The sequence below is a fragment of the Caulobacter sp. GW821-FHT10C03 genome, assembly GCF_059415485.1.
In genome coordinates, this window is sequence record NZ_JBWKNI010000004.1 from 21,530 (window position 1) to 41,246 (window position 19,717).

The 19,717-nt window shown below is 66.9% G+C and carries 19 protein-coding genes; 5 read left to right on the plus strand and 14 right to left on the minus strand.

What is annotated here, in order from left to right:
• Positions 1 to 58: 58 nt before the first annotated feature.
• A complete protein-coding gene (locus AC07NG_RS05975; RefSeq protein ID WP_492860823.1) occupies positions 59 to 655 on the minus strand; it encodes an NADPH-dependent F420 reductase in 597 nt (198 codons plus the stop codon).
• A gap of 209 nt (positions 656 to 864) precedes the next feature.
• Between AC07NG_RS05975 and AC07NG_RS05980 the strand changes: the two genes are divergently transcribed.
• From AC07NG_RS05980 to AC07NG_RS05990, 3 genes are all read left to right on the plus strand, one after another.
• A complete protein-coding gene (locus tag AC07NG_RS05980; RefSeq protein WP_492860822.1) occupies positions 865 to 1,776 on the plus strand; it encodes a LysR family transcriptional regulator in 912 nt (303 codons plus the stop codon).
• 171 nt (positions 1,777 to 1,947) lie between these two features.
• Positions 1,948 to 2,511 carry a helix-turn-helix domain-containing protein gene (locus AC07NG_RS05985; RefSeq protein WP_494592711.1) on the plus strand — a complete coding sequence of 188 codons (564 nt, stop codon included), beginning with the start codon at positions 1,948 to 1,950 and terminating at the stop codon, positions 2,509 to 2,511.
• A gap of 187 nt (positions 2,512 to 2,698) precedes the next feature.
• The gene (locus AC07NG_RS05990; protein WP_492860820.1) at positions 2,699 to 3,589 is read left to right on the plus strand and encodes a hypothetical protein; all 891 of its coding nucleotides are present in this window, start codon (positions 2,699 to 2,701) and stop codon (positions 3,587 to 3,589) included.
• A gap of 22 nt (positions 3,590 to 3,611) precedes the next feature.
• Here AC07NG_RS05990 and AC07NG_RS05995 read toward each other — a convergent pair whose 3' ends face one another.
• From AC07NG_RS05995 to AC07NG_RS06010, 4 genes are all read right to left on the minus strand, one after another.
• The gene (locus tag AC07NG_RS05995) at positions 3,612 to 4,160 is read right to left on the minus strand and encodes an ester cyclase (RefSeq protein WP_492860819.1); all 549 of its coding nucleotides are present in this window, start codon (positions 4,158 to 4,160) and stop codon (positions 3,612 to 3,614) included.
• A 139-nt stretch (positions 4,161 to 4,299) separates the two neighbouring features.
• Positions 4,300 to 5,532, minus strand: a complete 1,233-nt coding sequence (locus AC07NG_RS06000; RefSeq protein ID WP_492860818.1) for an MFS transporter — start codon at positions 5,530 to 5,532, stop codon at positions 4,300 to 4,302.
• Between the two features lie 48 nt (positions 5,533 to 5,580).
• Positions 5,581 to 6,180 (minus strand): NADPH-dependent F420 reductase, encoded by a 600-nt coding sequence (locus AC07NG_RS06005; RefSeq protein WP_492860817.1) that lies wholly within the window; start codon positions 6,178 to 6,180, stop codon positions 5,581 to 5,583.
• A 32-nt stretch (positions 6,181 to 6,212) separates the two neighbouring features.
• Positions 6,213 to 6,965: a 3-oxoacyl-ACP reductase family protein gene (locus AC07NG_RS06010; protein ID WP_492860816.1), complete on the minus strand. Its 753-nt coding sequence runs from the start codon at positions 6,963 to 6,965 to the stop codon at positions 6,213 to 6,215.
• 104 nt (positions 6,966 to 7,069) lie between these two features.
• Between AC07NG_RS06010 and AC07NG_RS06015 the strand changes: the two genes are divergently transcribed.
• Positions 7,070 to 7,999: a LysR family transcriptional regulator gene (locus AC07NG_RS06015; RefSeq protein ID WP_492860815.1), complete on the plus strand. Its 930-nt coding sequence runs from the start codon at positions 7,070 to 7,072 to the stop codon at positions 7,997 to 7,999.
• 62 nt (positions 8,000 to 8,061) lie between these two features.
• On the opposite strand, the gene AC07NG_RS06020 is transcribed toward AC07NG_RS06015, so the two are convergent.
• From AC07NG_RS06020 to AC07NG_RS06030, 3 genes are all read right to left on the minus strand, one after another.
• Positions 8,062 to 8,496 (minus strand): DoxX family protein, encoded by a 435-nt coding sequence (locus AC07NG_RS06020; RefSeq protein ID WP_492860814.1) that lies wholly within the window; start codon positions 8,494 to 8,496, stop codon positions 8,062 to 8,064.
• A gap of 46 nt (positions 8,497 to 8,542) precedes the next feature.
• A complete protein-coding gene (locus AC07NG_RS06025) occupies positions 8,543 to 9,205 on the minus strand; it encodes a hydrolase (RefSeq protein WP_492860813.1) in 663 nt (220 codons plus the stop codon).
• Between the two features lie 108 nt (positions 9,206 to 9,313).
• Complete coding sequence (locus AC07NG_RS06030; protein ID WP_492860812.1) at positions 9,314 to 10,864, minus strand: CehA/McbA family metallohydrolase; 1,551 nt, start codon at positions 10,862 to 10,864, stop codon at positions 9,314 to 9,316.
• A gap of 359 nt (positions 10,865 to 11,223) precedes the next feature.
• On the opposite strand from AC07NG_RS06030, the gene AC07NG_RS06035 reads away from it, so the two are divergent.
• On the plus strand, positions 11,224 to 12,051 hold the full coding sequence (locus tag AC07NG_RS06035) for an alpha/beta hydrolase (protein ID WP_492860811.1): 828 nt from the start codon (positions 11,224 to 11,226) through the stop codon (positions 12,049 to 12,051).
• A 188-nt stretch (positions 12,052 to 12,239) separates the two neighbouring features.
• On the opposite strand, the gene AC07NG_RS06040 is transcribed toward AC07NG_RS06035, so the two are convergent.
• From AC07NG_RS06040 to AC07NG_RS06065, 6 genes are all read right to left on the minus strand, one after another.
• A complete protein-coding gene (locus AC07NG_RS06040) occupies positions 12,240 to 12,701 on the minus strand; it encodes a hypothetical protein (RefSeq protein WP_492860810.1) in 462 nt (153 codons plus the stop codon).
• 235 nt (positions 12,702 to 12,936) lie between these two features.
• Entirely contained in the window at positions 12,937 to 13,974 is a 1,038-nt protein-coding gene (locus AC07NG_RS06045; RefSeq protein WP_492860809.1) for an alpha/beta fold hydrolase, read from the minus strand.
• Between the two features lie 37 nt (positions 13,975 to 14,011).
• Entirely contained in the window at positions 14,012 to 15,229 is a 1,218-nt protein-coding gene (locus AC07NG_RS06050; RefSeq protein ID WP_492860808.1) for an epoxide hydrolase family protein, read from the minus strand.
• 217 nt (positions 15,230 to 15,446) lie between these two features.
• Entirely contained in the window at positions 15,447 to 17,702 is a 2,256-nt protein-coding gene (locus AC07NG_RS06055; protein ID WP_492860807.1) for a TonB-dependent receptor, read from the minus strand.
• The gene (locus tag AC07NG_RS06060; protein WP_492860806.1) at positions 17,699 to 19,030 is read right to left on the minus strand and encodes an MFS transporter; all 1,332 of its coding nucleotides are present in this window, start codon (positions 19,028 to 19,030) and stop codon (positions 17,699 to 17,701) included. Before AC07NG_RS06060 ends, AC07NG_RS06055 begins: the two co-directional genes overlap by 4 nt.
• A gap of 49 nt (positions 19,031 to 19,079) precedes the next feature.
• Positions 19,080 to 19,658 carry a helix-turn-helix domain-containing protein gene (locus tag AC07NG_RS06065; protein ID WP_494592712.1) on the minus strand — a complete coding sequence of 193 codons (579 nt, stop codon included), beginning with the start codon at positions 19,656 to 19,658 and terminating at the stop codon, positions 19,080 to 19,082.
• Between the last annotated feature and the right edge of the window lie 59 nt (positions 19,659 to 19,717).

Consider the following 19,717-nt stretch of genomic DNA (forward strand, 5'->3'; position numbering starts at 1 on the left):
ACGCCGCAAAACAGCCGAATAAAGTCCCGGAAATCATTCGATGAAATCGAATGGCGGCCTAGCCGATCTTGATCAGGTTGTGGGTGATCAGGGCGCCGCCGAACTGTTGCAGCCGGCCACCCTCGGCGATCTTGCCAAGAATGGCCGGGAAGAAGCCGAGCGATGTGGCCAGCCTGGCGATCTCGCGGTTGGCGTTGTCGTCGTCGCCCGCCAGGAAGAGGACCCGATGGCCGCCGGCGAACTCCGGCGACGCGGCGAGCACGGCGGCCGGCAGGGTGTTGAACCCCTTGACCAGGCGCGCGCCGACAGCCGCCTCTGAGACGACCTGCGACGAGAGCCGCCCGCCAAGATCCATCGGCGTGAAGTTCGTGAAGTTGATGGCGTTGGTCGCGTCGACGACGATACGCCCTTTCCAGTCGGGAACCTGGCCAAGGATTGACGGCGCGGTGCCGAAGGGCGCGGCGAACAAAACAATCTGCGCTTCCAGCGCCTGATCAAGCTCCACCGGCGAGATGACGTCGCCCAGCTCCTGGACGAGCGGCTGCATCGAGCCGGCGCCCCGGCTGTTGGCGATCTGGACGCTCAGGCTCCTGGCGGCGAAGCGACGTGCGAGCGCCGAGCCGATCGCACCGGACCCGATGATGGCGATGGTCATGACGGAGGTTCCTTTCACAAGCGCGGCGAATGTGCGGATGCGCAGGGGCGTCGCCTTGGACGCCTCGTCGATATTTGACGCCCTCGGCGGGAACTGGCTTCCAAATCCGATCAGGGGACGGGCGCGCCTTGCCGAGCGGCAAATCCCTGGCCAAGTCTCGGATCGACGAATGCGTCGAACAAACACCGCATAACCCTTCGAGATTTTCGATGAGCGATCCGGGTAACCCAACCCTCGACCAACTGGCGATCCTGCTGGCCGTCGTCGACGGCGGCAGCTTCGGCGCCGCCGCCCGCCATCTCCGGCGCGCGCCCTCCGTCGTCAGTTACGGCGTCGCTAACCTCGAAGCTCAATTGGGCGTCGTGCTCTTCGATCGGGACAACAGCAAGCGCCCGATTCTGACCGACGCCGGGCGCGCCGTGGTCGCCGAGGCGCGTTCCATCATCGGCGGCGTCGCCGGACTGAAGGCCAAGGTTAAGGGGCTTGCGCTAGGCGTCGAGCCGGAAGTCCTGCTCGCGCTCGACGTCATGCTACCGGCCGAGCGTGTCGTCGACGCCCTGCGAGCCTTCACGGAAGCCTATCCCGCCGTGACCCTTCGCCTCTACACCGAGGCGCTAGGCGCGGTCACGCAGATGGTGGCCTCCGGACGGGCCAGCCTTGGGGTCAGCGGGCCGTTGGAGGTGAGCACGGGCGGGATCGAGCGCATCGGTATTGGATCGGTCCAGCTCGTCCCAGTCGCCGCTCCAGATCACCCGCTTGCACGGGCGGGACGCAATCCACCGGGCGCGGGCCGAGACCACGTTCAGCTCGTTCTGACCGACCGTTCAAACCTGACAGAAGGCCAGGATTTCGCGGTGGTCGGCAATCGCACCTGGCGCCTGGCCGACCTTGGATCAAAGCATATGCTTCTGCGCGAGGGCATCGGCTGGGGCAACATGCCCGAACCGATGGTCCGCGAAGACCTGGCCAATGGGCGGCTCGTCGCGCTCGATATGCCCGACGCGCAAGGCGGGCCCTATCGCCTCCAGGCCATCTATCGCAGCGACTCTCCGCCGGGGCCCGCGGCGCGGTTCCTGATCATGCGCTTCGAGCAACAGGCTGAGACGGCGGCGGACGCGTAGGCGCGGCGGCGGTTAAACCTGCGCCGCCTTTTCCATACCCGGGTATGAAGCGGCCAAACACCGGGAGGCCTCGGAGCAAGCGCGGGTGCAATGGCGACCCGGCCTTGGCCTGGAGAACAGTGACCCCAGACTTCGGAGCCCAAACGGGCGCGTCAGTAAGGGATCACCGCCATGTCCTTCCTTTCCATCGACACCGCCAACGCCGCGCCGGTTTCGGGAATGCTCGCCATGCAGATCCTGGACGAAGAGCGTCGCAGCTTCGCCGACCTGCGCGAAGTGCTCGAAGCGCTCGACCGGACGCTCGAGCCCGAAGCCGCGATGGCGCGCGCTCTGGTGGCCAAGGCCTCTGCGATCGTCTCCGTGGCCACAGGGCCGAGCGAAGACGGACTGGCAAGCGGCGGTCTATCGCCATGGCAGGCCAAAAAGTTGCGCAAGCACATTGAGGCCAACCTCGATGCGCCGCTGACCAACACCGAACTCAGCGCACTGGTCTCCCTGAGCTCAAGCCACTTTGGCAAGGCCTTCAAGGTCAGCTTCGGCGACACGCCCCATGCCTACATCACCCGTCGTCGCCTCGAGGCCGCCAAGACCATGATGCTGGCCGGTCGCGAAGCGCTGAGCCAGATCGCCTATCAGTGCGGCTTCGCCGACCAATCGCACCTCTGCCGTCTGTTCCGCCGCGCCACCGGCGCGTCGCCGAAGGCTTGGCGCCGTCAACACCTGTTGGCGGCCTGACTGCGGGCGATCTAGACAATCGTCCGATTGGGCGTTGAGCTAGGCAAATGACAATCCCAACCCCAAGCCGCTCAAGATCGTTCGAGAAACTGTCGCGGCCTCGGGGCGTGGGGCGATGAGGGTCTGGCGATCATTCTCTCATCGCGCCTCTGGCTATGAGCGGCTTCTTAGTGACGTTTTGCAGAGCGTGGACGAACGCGATGCCGAACTTCTGTGGCCGGTCGATCAAGGCACGCAAGTGCTTGTCAGTGACTACTCGGGCCAGCATCGGCAAGCGACCCACGAGGTCTATTCGTTCCTGATCACGACCTGGGACAAGCTGCAAGCATGGCTGCCGCTACGCGCCTCGTTTCGTGCGCAGTGGTTGCCCGATGGCCGGCGGCTGTCCTTCAAGCAATTGCGGGAGGGAATGCGACGGCGAGCCTATCCGCGCTTCCTCGAGCTGGTTGGAAAACTGCCCGCCAACCTAATCACGGTCATGATTGATAATCGGGTTGGCAGCTTCATCGAGGGCGGCCCAAGGGCGCTTGCGGAAGTCCTGGATGATTGCTTCTTGCCCGACCAAACCGACGCGGGGATCGAGAAGATCTACCGGTTGGCGCTCCTGGTCGCGGTGCTCCAGGCGGGTCTGCGTAACGAAGACCAGCCGTCCCTCTGGATCAGCGACCACGACGAAACACTCGACAGCTATGATCGACGCGAACGCTTCAGCCGCCTAGCCAGCTACCTGACGTTTGGTCTCACCGGATGGCGCAAGCCCGCGGATCAGAACTTCGTGACGACCGAGGCGCTCAACATGCCTGATTGGGTGGAGGACCTCGCCGCCATCCCTGATATCGCCGCCGGCGCCTGCGCCCAATTGAGCGATATCCTACCACTCTTCATGGGCGGCAAGGCTTGGACAGTTCCGATATCCCATGGCGAGAATCCGGACTGGCGCGCAACGCTCTTCGGAGACTGGCTCTCTGCTCCTCATGGCGAGCTTCGCCACGTACTTCTTCGCCTCGCGCCGGATGAGACGGGGGAAATACGAGCATCGGTCCAACGGTTTGTCCGGCGTCCGGCGGTTCTCCCATAGCTAATCGTCAGCGAGCGACGGATCAGCTGGGTTTGATCTGGTCGAACGACGACACGCCCAGTTGCTGGAAGAGCATCAGGCCATGGGGCACGCCCCAATGGGCGGTGATCCTACGGTCCTGGACCTCGACGATGTCCATGATCGGAAATGCGATCTGTCGCCCCGTCGGGGCCAGGCCCATGAACGTGGCCTTGTGGGTGCCACGATAGGTCTTGAACGACGTGACGCGGCCGTCGGCGACGACCTGCAGGTGGACCTCGGCTCGGAAGTCGGGGAAGGCGTCGCGGAAGGTGTGGTAGATCCGCCGCGCCCCGGCCTTGTCGGGCGAATAGCCCGGAAAGGGTGTATGGTCGACGAAGTCCTGGTGGAACAGTTCTTCGAAGAGCGCGAAATCTCCGCCGCTCTGTACCTCCCGGATCAGGCGACCCACGATGGCGCGCGCTTGGGCGTCCTGGGGCGTATCGGTCTTTGAAGACGCCGACGCGCCTGATGCGGCGACGAGGGCGGCCAGGCCGCCAAGGGATCCGACCATCGCGCGGCGGGCGGGATCGAACGCGAACGTGCCGGTCATAGGGTGCATCCTTCGAACACTGGGCGGCTGATGATCCAGGGCTAACCCGGATCGCCGCGCCCGTTCTTGGATCATCCGGCGGCGGATGGGCGACGCAGGGTGTCTGACCCGCGCCGCCCCGGAGATCCCTCGCCGCCGTTTATTCGGCCGCCACGGCTTCTGGCTCAGCGTGGGCGCCGGCGCCGGCGCTAACCCGCCCACCGGCCAGGCCGATCAGGAGGCCGGTGGCGACCGCCGAGGCCGCGGCCGCCCACATGGCGCTCGTCACGCCGGCGCGATCGACGATCAGGCCCCCCACCAGCGCGCCCGCGCCGATCGAAAGCTGAGCCACCGAGACGAAGAGCGCGCCGACATTCTCCAGGCGGTCGGGCGCGGCGTTGAACATCCAGGTCTGCATGGTGATCGGCAGCATGCCGAACGCCAGGCCCCAGGCGAGCACGGCGATCACCGCCGCGATCGGGTTGGCGCCGGTCAGGGCCAGGAGCGAGACCGAACCGGCGGTCAAGGCCGCCATGGCCACGACCGAGACCCGGACGTTGCGGCTGGCGATCCAGCCCCCGACGATATTGCCCAGGAAGCCGGTCACACCGTAACCCAGCAGGACCGCGCTGAGCGCGGCGGCGGTGACGCCGCTGACCTGATTGAGGAACGGGGTGATGTAGGTGTAGCCGGCGAACTGCCCGATGAAGATCAGGATCGCCGCAGCCGACCCCAGCTGCACCATCGGCAGGCGCATAACATCGGGCAGGCCGCGAAGACCCCGGCTCGATTGCGGCTTGATGCTCGGCAGGACGATGGACAGGGCGAACGCCACCACGCCGGCCATGACCGCGGCGACCACGAAGGCCGACCGCCACCCGAAGGCTTCACCCAGCAGAGCGGCCGCCGGCACCCCAGCCACCGTGCCCACCGACACGCCCGAGAGGATCAGGGCCGAGGCCTTGGGGCCCTCGGCGCCCGGACGCAAGCGCGGACCCAGCGAGCCGCCGATCGTCCAGAAGCCGCCGACGGCCAGACCGAGCAGAACGCGGCCGATGAGCATCGTGACGAAGTTGGGCGCCAGGGCGACGACGAGGTTGGACACTGCCAGAAGACCCAGAAGGAACAGCAGGACCTTACGACGATCGAACCCGGCCGCCAGGCCGATGGTCGCCGGGGCGGCGACGGCGGCGACGAAGCCGGGCGTCATCACCGACAGGCCGGCAACGCCTTCGGAGATCCCCATGTCCTGGGCGATCTTGGGCAGCAGGCCCACGGGCAGAAACTCAGTAGTGACCAGAGCGAAGGCGCCGATGCCGATCGTGGCGACGGCCAGCCAAGAGGCGGCCGGACCCTGATGGTCCGGGACGGCCTCGGAAGTTGAGGGACCCATGGCGGGACTCCGAATGAGCGCCCCCGCCAAGAAGGCGGGGGCGTCGGCTCAGCCGAACTTGACGAGGTTGTGGGTGGGCAGCGGACCGCCCGGGAACTGGGCGAGACGACCGCCGACTTCGGCCGAGCCGAGGTCGAGAGGATAGAAGCCCAGGCGTTCGATCAGCGCGCCGACCTGAGCCTTGGCCCGAGCGTCGTCACCGGAGACGAACAGGATCCGACGACCGCCTTCGCTGCGCGGATCGCCCGCGATCAGGCCAGGCTGCAGGTGGTTGAAGGCCTTGACGACGCGGGCGCCCGGAACGAGGTCGGCGAAGACTTCGCTTGAGGCCCGACCGCCCAGATCGACGGGCCGGAAGAGCGGCGCTTCGATCGGGTTGTTGGCGTCGATGACGATGCGGCCCTTCCAGTCGCCCAGGCCTTCGAGGGCCTTGGGCAGCTTGGACCAGTTCACCGCCACCAGGACGATGTCCGCGCTGGCGGCGTCCTCACGCGTGCCGGCCTTTATCGTGGGACCGAGGTCCTGGACGAGCCCGGCCAGGCTTTCAGGACCGCGGCTGTTGGCGATCGTCGCCTCGATCCCCGCGCGGGCCAAAGCCCGCGCAAAGGCCGAACCGATGGCGCCCGCGCCGATGATGCCGATAGTCATGATCGTAATCCTTCAGCTAGAGGGCGACGGGTTCAGGCGGTGAAGCCGCCGTCGGCGAGGATGTCGGCGCCAGTGACGAAGGCCGCTTCGGGGCTGGCCAGATAGGCGACCAGGCCGGCGATCTCCTCGGATTGGCCGTAGCGACCCACCGCGATGCCCGGGCCGACGATCGCCGAGATGGGGCCATCGGCGGGGTTCATGTCGGTGTCGGTCGGGCCGGGATGGACGGTGTTGACCGTGATGCCCTTGGGCCCCAGGTCGCGCACCAGGCTGCGGTTGAAGCCGGCGACGGCGCCCTTGGTCAGCGTGTAGACCGAGGCGGTCGGGAACGCCGCGTAGCGGGTCATCGAGCTGCCGATGTGAATGATGCGGCCGCCGTTCTTCATGTGGCGCACCGCTTCCTGGGTGGCCACGAAGACGCCCGTGACATTGACCGCGATCATGCGTTCGTAGTCGGCGAAGGCGAAGTCTTCGATCGGCGCGTTCACCGCGACGCCGGCGTTGTTCACCAGAATGTCCAGACCGCCGAACGTTTCGACGGTCTTGGCGACCGCGGCGCGAACGGCGTCAGGGTTGCCGGCGTCGGCTTGGACGGCGACGGCCTTGCCGCCGGCGGCGGTGATGGCGGCGACGACTTCGTCGGCCTTGGCGGGCGAAGCGCTGTAGGTCAGGACGACCTGGGCGCCGTCGGCGGCCAGGCGCTTGGCGATGGCCGCGCCGATCGAGCGCGAGCCGCCGGTGACGAGGGCGGTCTTGCCGGCGAGGGTTTGGGCTTGGGTGGTCATGGGAAAGCTCCGTGGTTTGATGGAGCGAATATTGCGATCCCCATTCCTCTGGATTAGGCCTAAGTGGCTTGGATTAGTCTCAAGTCAAACTTGAAGGTCGCGGCATGGAAAGCCTGGCGAATCTGGAATCCTTCGTGCGAAGCGCGGAGATGGGCGGGTTTTCGGCCGCGGCCCGGCGTCTGGGCCTTACGCCAGCGGCGGTGAGCCGCAATGTCGCTACGCTTGAGAAAAACCTGGGCGTAAGGCTCTTCCAACGGAGCACCCGCAAGCTGACCTTGACCGAAGCCGGTGAGCGGTTCCTCGGCGATATCGGCGGCAACCTCGACGCTCTGCAGGGCGCCATCGCCGCCATGTCCGCCGACCGGGACGCACCGGCCGGTGTTCTCAAGGTCAGCCTCAGCCCGACTTTTGGCGAGCGGTACATGTTGCCGATGCTGCCGGAGTTCATGGCGCGCTATCCGGCCGTGCGCATCGATTGGCAGATGGAGAACCGGCAGGTCGACCTGATCGCCGAAGGCTTCGACGCGGCCATCGGCGGCGGCTTCGAGCTGGGGGCGGGCCTGGTCGCTCGGACGCTGGCGCCGGCTCACATCATCGCCGTGGCCTCACCGGACTACATCAGGGGAAAGGATCCGATCGTCGATCCGTCCGGCCTGATCGCACTGGACGGCATCGTCATGAAATCGGCTCGAACCGGTCGGGTCCGCGAGCACATGATGCGCGACGCCCACGGTCGGGAAATGGTCGCGCCCCTTCGCGACACCATCGTGCTCAACGACCCGTCCGCCATGCGCAAGGCCGCTCTGCTGGGCCTGGGCGTCTCGTTGCTGGCAGTGCCCGATGTCCTGCCGTTCCTGGAGTCGGGAGAGCTCGTTCGCCTGGCGCCGCGCTGGTACGCCGACGCCGGTCCGATCTCGCTCTACTACGCCAATCGCGTTCTGCTCCCGGCCAAGACCAGGGCCTTCATCGACCACGTCGTCGAGGTGTTTCGCAAGGAGCGTTACGCTGAACGGTTCGCCGGGAGCTTGGGCTAGACAAGTACAATCGCCCGGCCGCCTTGGGCGGTCGGGCGATCATTGGCGGGTACGGGCGTCGTCTAGGGCTGAGCCAGGGGACGGCCCCCGAACAACGGCGACGAGCGCCGCTTTCGCAGGGCGTCGACGCTGATCGCGCCACCGCCGAACGCGGCGATTTGAAGAAGGCCGCCGGTCATGGCCAGGTTCTTTAGAAAGTGGATCGCCTGGTTCTGGTCACCGAGCGCTCGGTGGAAAACGAGCGCCGTCGCTAGGCAGAAGGCCGCCAGGATCAGCGCCATCAGGCGCGTCTGGAAGCCGATGAGGAAGAGAAGGCCGATACCGACCTCGACGATCACGGCGGCCGCGTAGCCGACCTGAGGCGCTGGCAGGCCGACCGAGGCGATGTAGCCGATCGTCAGCGCCGGAGCCGCGAGCTTCGTCGCTCCGCTGAAGAGGAAGATCACGGCGATCAGCAGTCGACCAAGCGTTGGCGAGAGGGGGGCGAGTTTTTCCATGGGTGTCCTCCGAGGAGAGCTGGACCGGCCGAGCACCGGTCCCCGATCAGGCGGCGATGGTCGCCGCGGCGGCGGGCGGCTGGGTGGCCAAGAGCTGCAGCTCCCAGGCGAAGGCCACGCCGCCGCCGCCGCCGTGCTCGGCGAGAACGGCGGCCACGGCCGGGACCGTGTCCTCGCGCGCCCAGTCGCGCTGCCATTCACCCATCACCGCCAGCCAGGTGATGGGCTGGCCGCCGGCGCTCGCCATGCGGCGAACCGCCATCTCATGGGCCTCGAGCGTCACGCCGCCCGAGGCGTCGGTGACGAAATAGACCTCGTAGCCCTCGCCCAGGGCCTGGATCACCGGCATGGCCAGGCAGATCTCCGTCCAGAGGGCGGCGATCACCAGCTTCTTGCGGCCAGTCGCCCTGACGGCGTCCACGACGCGCTGGTCCTGCCAGGTGTTGATGAAGGTGCGATTGATCGGCTTCTGACCGGGGAAGACATCCTGGATGCCCTTGATCAGGAGGCCGCCGCGTTCCTCGACCACCGTGCTGAGGATCGTCGGCACGCCGAAGGCCTTGGCCGTCTTGGCCAGGCCGACGACGTTGTTGATGATCACTGTCGGCTCGTGGCTGTGCAGATTGGCGAACTGGAAGGGTTGGTGGTCGATGAGCAGCAGGACGCTGTCTTCAGGCGACAGCAGAGCGTCGAGACCGGTCTTGGGCATGGGGATGATCTCCTCCTTGGGGGTGAGGTCATCTTGGCGAGCCAGGGCCGGACTTATCGACGATCCGAGCGGTGGTTTGTCGATCTCGGTGGGATTGTCGTCACAAACTCAGGTCGTTTCGCCCGTCGTCACCACTTGGTTCATCTCGACCTTCGGATAGGTGAAGGTCTGAACGACCATGCCCTTGTCGTCGAGTAACTCGACGGTGTCGCCGCCATTGTTGAGCGATAGAGGCTGGCCGGCTCGGGTCAGACTCCGTTCCGCGCCGTCGGCCAGGATGATGCTGGTGTCGAAGGTCCAATAGGCTCCGCTGAGATCCCGAAGCTGCCAGCCGGCCAGGCTCAAGGGTGCCCCGCTGACATTGCGCACGGTGATCTGCTCGTTCTGCAGGTCCGGCCCCTCGGGATCGGGAAGCAGGGACACCAGCCGCAAGGGCGGGGTCATGATCGACGGCGGAGCCAAGGGCGCGGCGCGACCGTCGAACCAGATCGGCGCGGTCCAGGCGCGGTCCTCATCTTCATGTTCGGCGTCGGGACCAGACGATTGCGTCACCCGGACGAGCACGTACTCCCCAGCCTGGCGCGCATAGACACCATCGAGCGTCCAAACGCCGTCGCCCTGAACCCGATAGGATTGCACCGGCCGGAAGGCCGGGTCGCCGCCTGGCATGTCCTGGAAGACATCGATCCGATAGGCCGCATTGGGCTCGTCAGGATCGCGCAGCTCAAGCGAGAGGCCATACTCGGCATCGGCTTGCGGCGCGGCGACCACATCACCCATGACGGCCTGGCCGGAGCGGAAGATCACCTTGAGGTTCTTGTCTTCCGACGCAAAGGTCCGCCTCGCCCTTAAGGCCGAGAGGATCGCCGGCTTGGTAAGGCTGGCGGCATAGACGCCGACCCGCGCGTCGCTGATCGTACCCCATGTCTTGTAGTGGTTGTCGTGGCCGACGCTGGGGCCCAAACGAAAACCGACATTGAGATAGGCGAAGTACTGGCGCTCTTTGCTCTCGGCGCGGTGCAGGCCGCCTTCCTCCATCGCCGGTGCGTTCAGAACTTCGATCAGCGAGACCGCAGGCCCCAGCCTGGCCACCCAGCTCTCGTCAGGGCCAAGCTTTGCGCGACCATAGTCCGATTCAAAGCGCTGACCGCCGCGCGGATGATTGAACTGCACGACGGGCATGGCCCCCGCGCTGTCGGGGTTTTCCGTGAGCCACCTTAGCAGGTCGGCGAAGTCCCCGCTCTTGGCGTCGATGACGCTGGCCGCATCCAGCACGTTGACGTGGTTGCCGGAGCTGATGGTCGAAAACTCTTGACCGTAGAGCGCGATGAACTGGCCGTCCTTGCTGGCCCTGGCCGCCGCGGACTTCAGCGATCCGGTGTCGCTCCCTTGATAAAGAGCCGGTCGGGTGGCGATGAGCTTGTTGTCCCGTCGATCGGGCGTCGCGCCCATCTCGGCGTCTTTGTGATTGTGTTCGGTGACGGCGAAGAAATCGAGACCGGCGCCCTTGGCCATGGTGAAGGCCTCGCGCGGGACACCGCTGCCATCACTGTAGCTGGTGTGGGCGTGAAGATTGCCGAAGAAGATCTCGTCAGCGACCGCCGGTCCCGCGCCGACGCCGAGCGCGCCCGCGATGATCCAAGCCAATCCCTTGCGCATGTCTCAGCCCCCCAGCCTGACCGTGAGCGTCTCGCGTAGCGCGAGTTTTGGCAAGTCGCAAACCAGCGTTGTGCGAAGGCCGGCCGGCCCATACCCGGGTATGGCATGGGCAAACCCGGGCGCGATTCAAACGATACGGCAAGACAAGTTCGCCGGACGCCGGTGTTTGGCAATCTGACTCAGCGATCGGACGCCGCCGCATCTCCCCTCCCGGCGGGAGGTCCTCGCAAAATCGGCGTGTCTCCCCCGAACGCCGGGCGCGTCGTCCAGATTCGACGGGCCAAATCGTGCCGGCGGCGACTCCTGTCCCCCGCCCCGCCGTCGGCACGCCCCACTCGTCGGCGGCTGGAAACGAACCGATGTCCAAGACAATCATCCTGATCCATGGCGCATGGCTCACCCCCAGCTCGCTCGAGCTGTTCCGTAAGCGCTACGAGTCCCGCGGCTTCACCGTCCTGGCGCCGGCCTGGCCGCTGATGGACGCGCCGATCGTGGCCCTGCGCGACCGGCCCGATCCGCGCCTCGGCGATCTCACCCTGGGCCGCATCGTCGACCACTATACCGGTGTCATCGCCAGCCTCCCCGAAGCCCCGATCCTGATCGGCCATTCCTATGGCGGGCTCGTCGTCCAGATGCTTCTGGATCGCGGCCTCGGCGCGGCCGGCGTGTCGATCGAACCGGCCCCGGCCGCCGGCATCAAGCCCGGCCTCACCGCCTTCGCCGCCGCCTTCCCGGTCTTCGCGGCCTGGGCCGGCTGGCGTCGGGTGCTGCGGATGAAGCGCGCCGCTTTCGGAAAGTACTTCGCCAACGACTTGCCCAAGGCCCAGCAGGATGAGCTCTTCGCCCGCGAGATCGTGCCGGCGCCTGGCCGGATCTACTATCAATCCGTCCTGGGCCTTGGCTCGGCCATCGCCTGGAAGAACCCCGAGCGCGCGCCGTTGCTGTTGATCAGCGCCAGCGGCGATAGGACGATCGAGCCCTCGATGGTCCGCCAGAACCTCAAGCGCTATGCCGCGTCGCCCGCGCTGACCGCCTTCAAGAGCTTTCCGGGGCGCTCGCACTTCCTGATCGCCGCGCCAGGCTGGGAGGAAGTCGCCGACTATGCCCTGGGCTGGGCGCAGAACCCGACCCCGTCACCCGTCGCCGCCGCGGCGCGACCGCTGTCGGGCGCGCTGGCTACCCACTGAACCGAGGCGCTCTTATGCTCCAGCGGCCCGCCCGGCGTTTCGCCGGCGGGCCGCCTTGCATGAAGCCGACCACGAACGACACCGATGTCGCCCGGCGCGGCGTCGAGCAGGTGATCCTGCCCTCGGTGACGCCTGCAAGATGTTGCGGCCCTTAGGCTCACCACGAGGGGTAGGGATCCTCGGCGCTTCTAGGTGCGCTGGGTTACGTCCGCCAACAACCCATCCAGTTCGCCCTGAAGAAGCTCCCGACTGTCTTCAAGTCTGCCGGCGATCCGCAACAGGACGTCCCAGAAGTCACGGACGGCCGCCTCCGCACATTGGCGGGCGCTTGGCAGATCCGCGCCGCGATCGCCCAGTTGGCGAATGAGATCCAGGTCGGCGCCACTGCCGGGTACGCCGGCGTAGCCGATCATGGGGTCCGTCGATTGCGGCAGTGCGCCGACGGACTTTGCGTGGCTGACGGCGGCCGCGCCGCCGAAGAAATAGGCGGCGAACCGGGTCGCGTCGTGTCCATCCTGCGGGAGGGCGAGCCCTGAACTCGTCAACGCCTTCGCCGTCTTGGGGTCGTAGTGCAGGCGGACGGGGACCTTGCCCATCTCTCGTTTGAGAACGACGGCATGGCCGGCCTCATGGATGCAGATCGTGTCCATCGTTCCCCCTGGACCAAAGTCGCGCGAGCCTTACCGGATGCCGGGTTGGTTAAGCGTTACTGTGATGGAGGCCGGAGGCGACGGGCGCAGGAAAATCGCCAGCCCCGCGCAAAGACCGATCCCGTAGGCCGTCAGGGCGATGAGGCCCATCACACGTCGCATTGACGAGGTCCTCGCAGGGATGAAGGCGGCGATCCGATCGGCCAAGCCGACAAGACCGCCGCCCGACGCCCGGTCAGCGGAAGAAGGCGACGAACTCGTTGATCATGACCTGGGGCTGCTCTTCGGGAACGAAGTGACCGCTGTTGTCGACCTTGACCAGCTTGAGGTCCGGGGCCTTCGGCGGAAGGGCCGCCTGCAGCCAGGGATAGCCGATGCCGCCCAGGGCCAGGACCGGCATCTTCAGCGGGCCGTATGTGGCCTCGTCGTCGATGTCCTGGGCGAAGCTGCGATACCAGCCGTTGCCGCCTCGGATGGCGTCGGCGTTGTTATAGGCGGCGAAGTAGATTTCCCGGTCCGCCTTCGAGATCGAGGCGTTGTCGCGCAGCATGTAGTTGAACGACCAGTCCTGGATCAGATGGTAGCGCCCCAGCAGCAGCGCCTCGGGCAGCTCGGGGACTTGGTTGAGCGCGAACCACCACGGCCACACCGGATGGGCGTCGTCGACCTTGGCGCCGAACGACCCCTTCGGCGGGATCATCGGCAGCCCCTTCCAGCCTTCGGACGGGTGGGGCGTGTCGAGCAGGGCCAGCTTGATCGTGCCCTGCGGATAGTTGGCCGCATAGGCGTAGGCGACCATCGCGCCGATGTCGTGACCGGCGATGTTGGCCTTCTCATAGCCCAGCGACCGGATCAGGCCGTAGATATCGCCGGCCATGGTCTTCTTGTCGTAGCCGCCGGCCGGCTTGGCCGACCCGCCCATGCCGCGGATGTCCACGGCGATGACCGTGTAGTGCTTGGAGAGCTCGGGCATGACCTTGTTGAACTCCCACCAGGTCTGCAGCCAGCCCGGCATCAGCACGAGCGGCGGCCCCTTGCCGCCGATCACGTAGTGGATGCGCGTGCCGTTGACGTCGGCGTAGGCGCTCTTGAAGTCGCCCAGGCGCCTGGCCAGGTCGGCGTCGGAGACCGCCGGGATCACTCGGTCGGCGGGCGCGGCGAAAACGGGCGTCGCGGTCGTCAGCGGCGCGGCGAACGATAGGGCCAGGGCGCCGGCCATCAAGGCGCGACGAAGGCTCGCGCCGGCGCGGCGCGTCGAAGTCGGATAGATCATGTCAGGTCTCTTCGGTTGGGGAGCGGGAGAGCGGGACTTAAGCCGCGCGGAGCTTGGCGAAGCAGTTGCGCAGCTCGTCGACGAATAGGGCCGGCTGCTCGAGGGCGGCGAAGTGGCCGCCCTTGGGCGGGTAGTTCCACCAGATCAGCTTGCTGTAGGCGGCTTCACCCCAGCTGCGCGGCGGCAGGTAGACCTCGCCGGGGAAGACGCTGATGCCGACCGGGATGTCGAGCGGAATGGCGGTGAACGAGAAGCTGCGGTTCTCCCAATAGGTCCTGGCCGAGGACGCCCCCGTGTTGGTGATCCAGTAGAGCATGATCTCGTCGAGGATCTCGTCGCGCGAGAGCACCGTTTCAGGTACGCCGCCGCTTTCGGTGGCGTCGACATAGTGGTCGTACATCCAGGCCGCCTGCCCAAGCGGCGAGTCCGAGAGCAGGAAGCCCGTCGTCTGCGGCTTGTTGGCCATCTCGTGGAAGTAGCCCGACCGGGTGTCGCTGTAGAGTTTCAGCGCGGCGATCGCGGCGGCCTCCTGGGGTGTTGGTGACGCCGGGAGCTTGGCGGGCAGGACGATCGGGAAGTTGAGGTGGATGGCGTCCAGGCCCGCGACGTGGTCGCGCGCCATGAGCGTGGTGACGATCGCGCCCCAGTCGCCGCCCTGGGCCACAAAGCGCCCGTATCCGAGCCGGCGCATCAGCGTCGACCAGGCGTGGGCCGTCGTCTGGTGCGTCCAGCCGGGCTTGCTGGGCTTGCCCGAGAAGCCGAAGCCCGGGAGCGCCGGGATCACTAGGTGGAAGGCCTGGTCCGCGGTTCCCCCGTGCGCGGTGGGATCGGTCAGCGGGCCGATGACCTTCATGAACTCCAGCACTGATCCGGGCCAGCCATGGGTCATGATCATCGGCTTGGCCTGCGGGTGCTTGGAGCGGATGTGCAGGAACCAGATGTCGAGCCCGTCGATCTTGGTCTTGAACTGCGGATAGGCGTTCAGCTCTCGCTCGATCCGGCGCAGGTCATACTTGTCGCGCCAATGGGCCATCAGCGCCTTCATGGGCTCGGTGCGAATGCCCTGGCTGCGATCGGGAACGATTTCCGGGTCCGGCCAGCGGATCGCGGCCAGTCGGCGCTTTAGATCGTCCAGATCGGCTTGCGCCAGCGTGACCTTGAAGGGAACGACGGCCTCGCCGGCGGGCGCCGCAGCCAGGCTTTGCGGCGCGGGAGCCAGGCCCGCAAGCGCGACCAGGGCCAGGCCTGAAGCCACCAGGCTCCGGCGAGAGACGAGGGGCTCGTCCCGAAGATGATCTGTGGAAGATGCGGACGACATAGCGGGCTCCCGGCGAGGATCGAGGACGGGCCGCCCTCCGCCAGGATTTGGCGCGAGCGGCGGTGTCCCTCCTTCGTGCCAGCCGCCGGATCGGATGTGTTGAAGACGCCCACGCGAACTGGGACGAGAGCGCGGTAATGACGGTTTCTGCGGGCTAGAGCCTGCGCCGGACGACCAGGCCCAGCGTGCGCGGGGGCGCGCTCGTCACCTGGGTTCGGCCAAGGGTCACGGCGTTGGCGTTGGCGGTCGACAGCGCGACCTCGTCGAACAGGTTGTCGACATAGGCAAGCATCGACCACCGACCATCCTGGCTCTCGACGCCGACACGCAGGTTGGTCAGGACGGAACTGGGAAGCCGTCGGTAGAAGGCGTTGGTAGGCCGAAACTCCGAGTAGGACGCGCCTGAATAGCTCAGGTCCAACTGGATTGATCCGGTGAGCCCGGCGATGGGGCGCTCGTAGCGGGCCGAGGCGGTCGCGGTGGTCTTGGGAATGTAGGGGATGCGATCATTCTTGCGGCCGGCGGCGACCACGGCGGCGTTGATCTGATCTTCGGAGAGCGCCGCGTCCAGGGCGGTCAGCGCGCCCGTCAGGCTAAGGCCCCTCGCGGGACGGATCCGAGCCTCCAGTTCAACGCCCGAGATCTCGGCAGCGCCCGCGTTGGCGGTGAAGCGGAAGAGGCCGTCGGGGCGCGAGCCCAGCGCCTGCAGATTGCTCCAATCGCTTCGGAAGGCCGAGGCCTGGAGGTCGGCGCGGCCGGTCAGGCCCTCCAGCCGGGCGCCTGCCTCGTAGGTCCAGACATGGTCCGACCGATAGGCCACCAGAGCGTCGGGCAAGCCCAGAACCTGGTTCACGCCGCCAGGCCGATACCCCTTGCTGGCCTGGCCATAGACCAGGGCGCCCGGCGTGATCCGATAGCTGGCGTTGAACCGCGAAACCCACCCCGTCTCGCTGGCGTCGTAGCGCGCATAGGGCGTGGCCGGGGCGTTGATCAGGTCCAGGCCCAGCGGCGTCTGGCCCGCGCTCTGGCGGTCATAGCGAAACCGCCGCGCGCCGGCTTCCAGGCGCAGGCGCTCACCTACCTGCCAGCCAAGGTCGGCGAAGACGGCGGTCTGACGCAGCTGCTCGGAGATCTGCCGGATGAAGCGGGGCACGCGGCCCTCGATGACCAGGCCGTTGGCCGGATCGACATCCATCTGGACGTTGCGGACGTCGCCCTCGCGCTCGGCGTGAAAGACGCCGACGGTCCAGGCGAGCGGAGCGGCCGCCTTGGAGCTGGCCCGCAGTTCGAAGCTGTCGCTGTCGGTGGCTTGGCGCGGCTGGATGACGTTGGGAATGAAGCTGGCGACATAGGTGTTGAAGGCCGCCATCGTGGCCGTCGGGCAAGGCGCGCCGCCGCCGCGCAGACGCGCGCACATCGCCGCGTTGTTCAGATAGGTCGCGAAGAACGCGCTGGCGTCGGTGTTGAACTGGTCGAGCCGGCGATGGCTGTGCGAGGCCAGCCCCGTCACCACCACGTCGCCGAGATCCCACTTGGCCGTGAGGCTGTAGATTTCCTGTTTGTCGAGATTGGTCCGGCGAGCCTGGGCGTCGTCCTGATAGTCGCCGGCCTCCAGGACCCAGGTTGGAAGATCGCCGCGAGCGTCCTGATAGTAGGCGGCCGCGTCGATCGTCAGGTCTTGCCGCGGCGTCCAGCGCAGGAGGACCCGCCCGCCCCACCGGCGCGCCTCATTGACATCTTCTTCGCGGCGCGCGCGGCTGTCGATATAGCCGCCGCCGCCTTCTTGGAAGCCGACCAGACGCAGGGCCAGGCGCGCATCGATCAGGGGGAGGTTGAGCATGGCGAAGGCGCGTTCGCCAAGCTCGCCGCCGGCGCGGTGGTAGACATCGACCTGGCCGGCCGCGTCGGTCGAGAATGTGGGCTTGGCGAACAGAATCTTCACCGCGCCGGCCATCGCGTTGGAGCCATAGAGCGTGCCTTGCGGGCCCCGCAGCACCTCGATCCGCTCGACATCGAAGAGGGCCAGGCCCGGCGCGGAACCGCCCGCGTCGTTGCTGGCGCCGACCGATCCGGAAACCGCAACCTCGTCGTAGTAGAGCCCGACCGTTCCTTCGCCGATCCCCTGAACGCCGCGCACGGCCAAGCGCAGATTGGATGGGCCGCCATTGAGCACTGTCAGGCCGGGCGCCAGACCATTGAGACTGGCGATATCGACCACGCCACGGCTTTCAAGATCGTTCGCCGTCAGGGCCGAAACGGCGGCGGGCGTTTCGCGGAGCAGGGTTTCGCGCCGGCTGGCGGTGACGACGACTTCATTGACGCGGTCGCCTTGCTCCTCGGCCTGCGCAGGTGTCGCCAGGTGAGGCGCGGCTAGGGCCCCGGCCAGCAGCATCAGGTTCATCGCCTTCATTGGACGGCTTGTCCCCGAGCGCCGCGCGGCGCGATGGTCACGATGATCAGCACGCTCAGCGCCAAGGCGGCGACCATGACCCCAGCGATAGCGAAAGGACCTTGCGCCTTGAGCAGAGGCAGCAGGGCCAACGGCGCCAGGGCCGCGCCCAGACGATTGAAAGCCCAGGAGAGAGCCACGGCGAAACTGCGGATGCGGGTTGGGAAGACCTCGCCGGCCAGGATGTAGAGCATCGGCACGTACATCAGAGCCACGAGGTTGAACGCGAAGCCCGACACCATCAGGACGATGGGGCTGGCCCCCCAAGCAAAGACGATGATCGCCACCGCGATCAGGCCGGCGCAGAGGCTAAGGCCGAGGCGGCGATCGATCTTGTCGATGAAGGGCGTGGCCGCCAACGAACCGATGGGCGGCCCGAAAGCCGCCACCCCGACATAGAGCAGGGTATCGGACAGCTTGAAGCCCTTCTCCAGCAGGATGGGCGCACTGATGATCGGAAAACTGATCAAGGCCCAACCGCTTAGGAAGTAGAGCCCGAACATCACGCCCCACACCAGGCGCGAAGGCTCGGAAAACGGCGGCGCGGCTTGCGGCGTAGCCGGCCGGTCGCCCTTTCTGAACCGCACCAGCGGCGGAGACTCCAAGAACCGTCCCATGACGGCGTCGGCCTTGTCCTGCCGGCCGGTCGCCAGGAGCCATCGCGGCGATTCCGGCAGGGTGGCGAACGCCAGGGCCAATAGGGACGCGCCGCCGCCGCCAATCACGAACGCCCAGCGCCAGCCTTCCAGGCCAAGCGGCGCCAGCGGCGTCAGCTCCCGGACCAGGAAGATGGCCAGCGGCGCGCCAAGGGCGCCGACCGCACTCACCAGGATCAGGATTGGTCCCCTGCGCGCGGCTGGCAGGATGTCGGTGAGGTAGGCGAACATGACAGGCGGATAGGCCCCCATGGCCATGCCGCCGATCACGCGCAGGATGGTGACCCCCAGAAGACTTGGGGCCATCGACGCGGCCAGTGATGAGGCCCCCAGGAGCGCCATCAGCGCGATCAGCACGCTGCGCCGACCCAGACGGTCGCCGGCCTTGCCAAACACGGGCGCGCCGAGCAGGGCCCCGATGTAGATCGACGACAAGAGCCACGGCAGCTGGCTGGCCGTAGCCGGATCGGGATGCGCGCCGAAGACCGCGGACAGCACGCTCGTCAACGCCACTTCCCAGAGGTCGAAACTGAACCCCAGAGCGCAGATCGTGATGATCGCCACGTGCAGCCGCGACAGCGGAGCCGAGGGCGTTTGGTCCTCGGCTTTCAGGTAGGTCTCGGCGATCGACATGCTTACTCGCAAACCAGCGTCCAACGCGGCCATACCTTGCGCTCTAGTTCTACTGGTCAAGACGAGAGACGGGGCGCGCGCTAGCTTCTTCGTCGACTGTCCGCAGCCAGATCTGTTCTCGCCGCCAGTGATTGGGCGAACGGCCCAGATGGATACGGAAGAGACGTGACAGGTGCGACTGGTCCGCCATGCCGCAGGCCAAGGCGATCTGGCAAAGCGGATCGTCGCTTTCGACCATCAAGGCCTGGGCGCGTTCCAGCCGGCGGCGCGTGACATAGGCTTGCGGCCGTTCTCCGAAATTGACCTTGAAGGCTTCGGAAAAATAGCGGTCGCTCAGATGGGCGATGCGGGCCAGATCAAGCGTTCGGATCTTCTCGTGAAGGTGGGTTTCGACAAACTCCGCCACGCGCTTGGCCTGCCAGGGCGCCAGGCCACCGGAAGCCGGCGGCGCCAGGAGGGCCCCGCGCAGAAGGTCACGCGCCTGGCTGATGTGGTCGCGGACGGGCTTGTGTTCGTCGCCCAGGTGTCGGGTCGCATCGACCAGCAAATCGATGACGACGGTCAGGCGGGATGGGGGCGCCTCATCGCGCCTCATCCTCGGCTCAAGCTCCAAAGCCATGGACGACATCGTCCCCTCCTTCGCGTTCGACCGGCGCCCTTGTCGGTCAAATGCCACGGTGCGGCGCG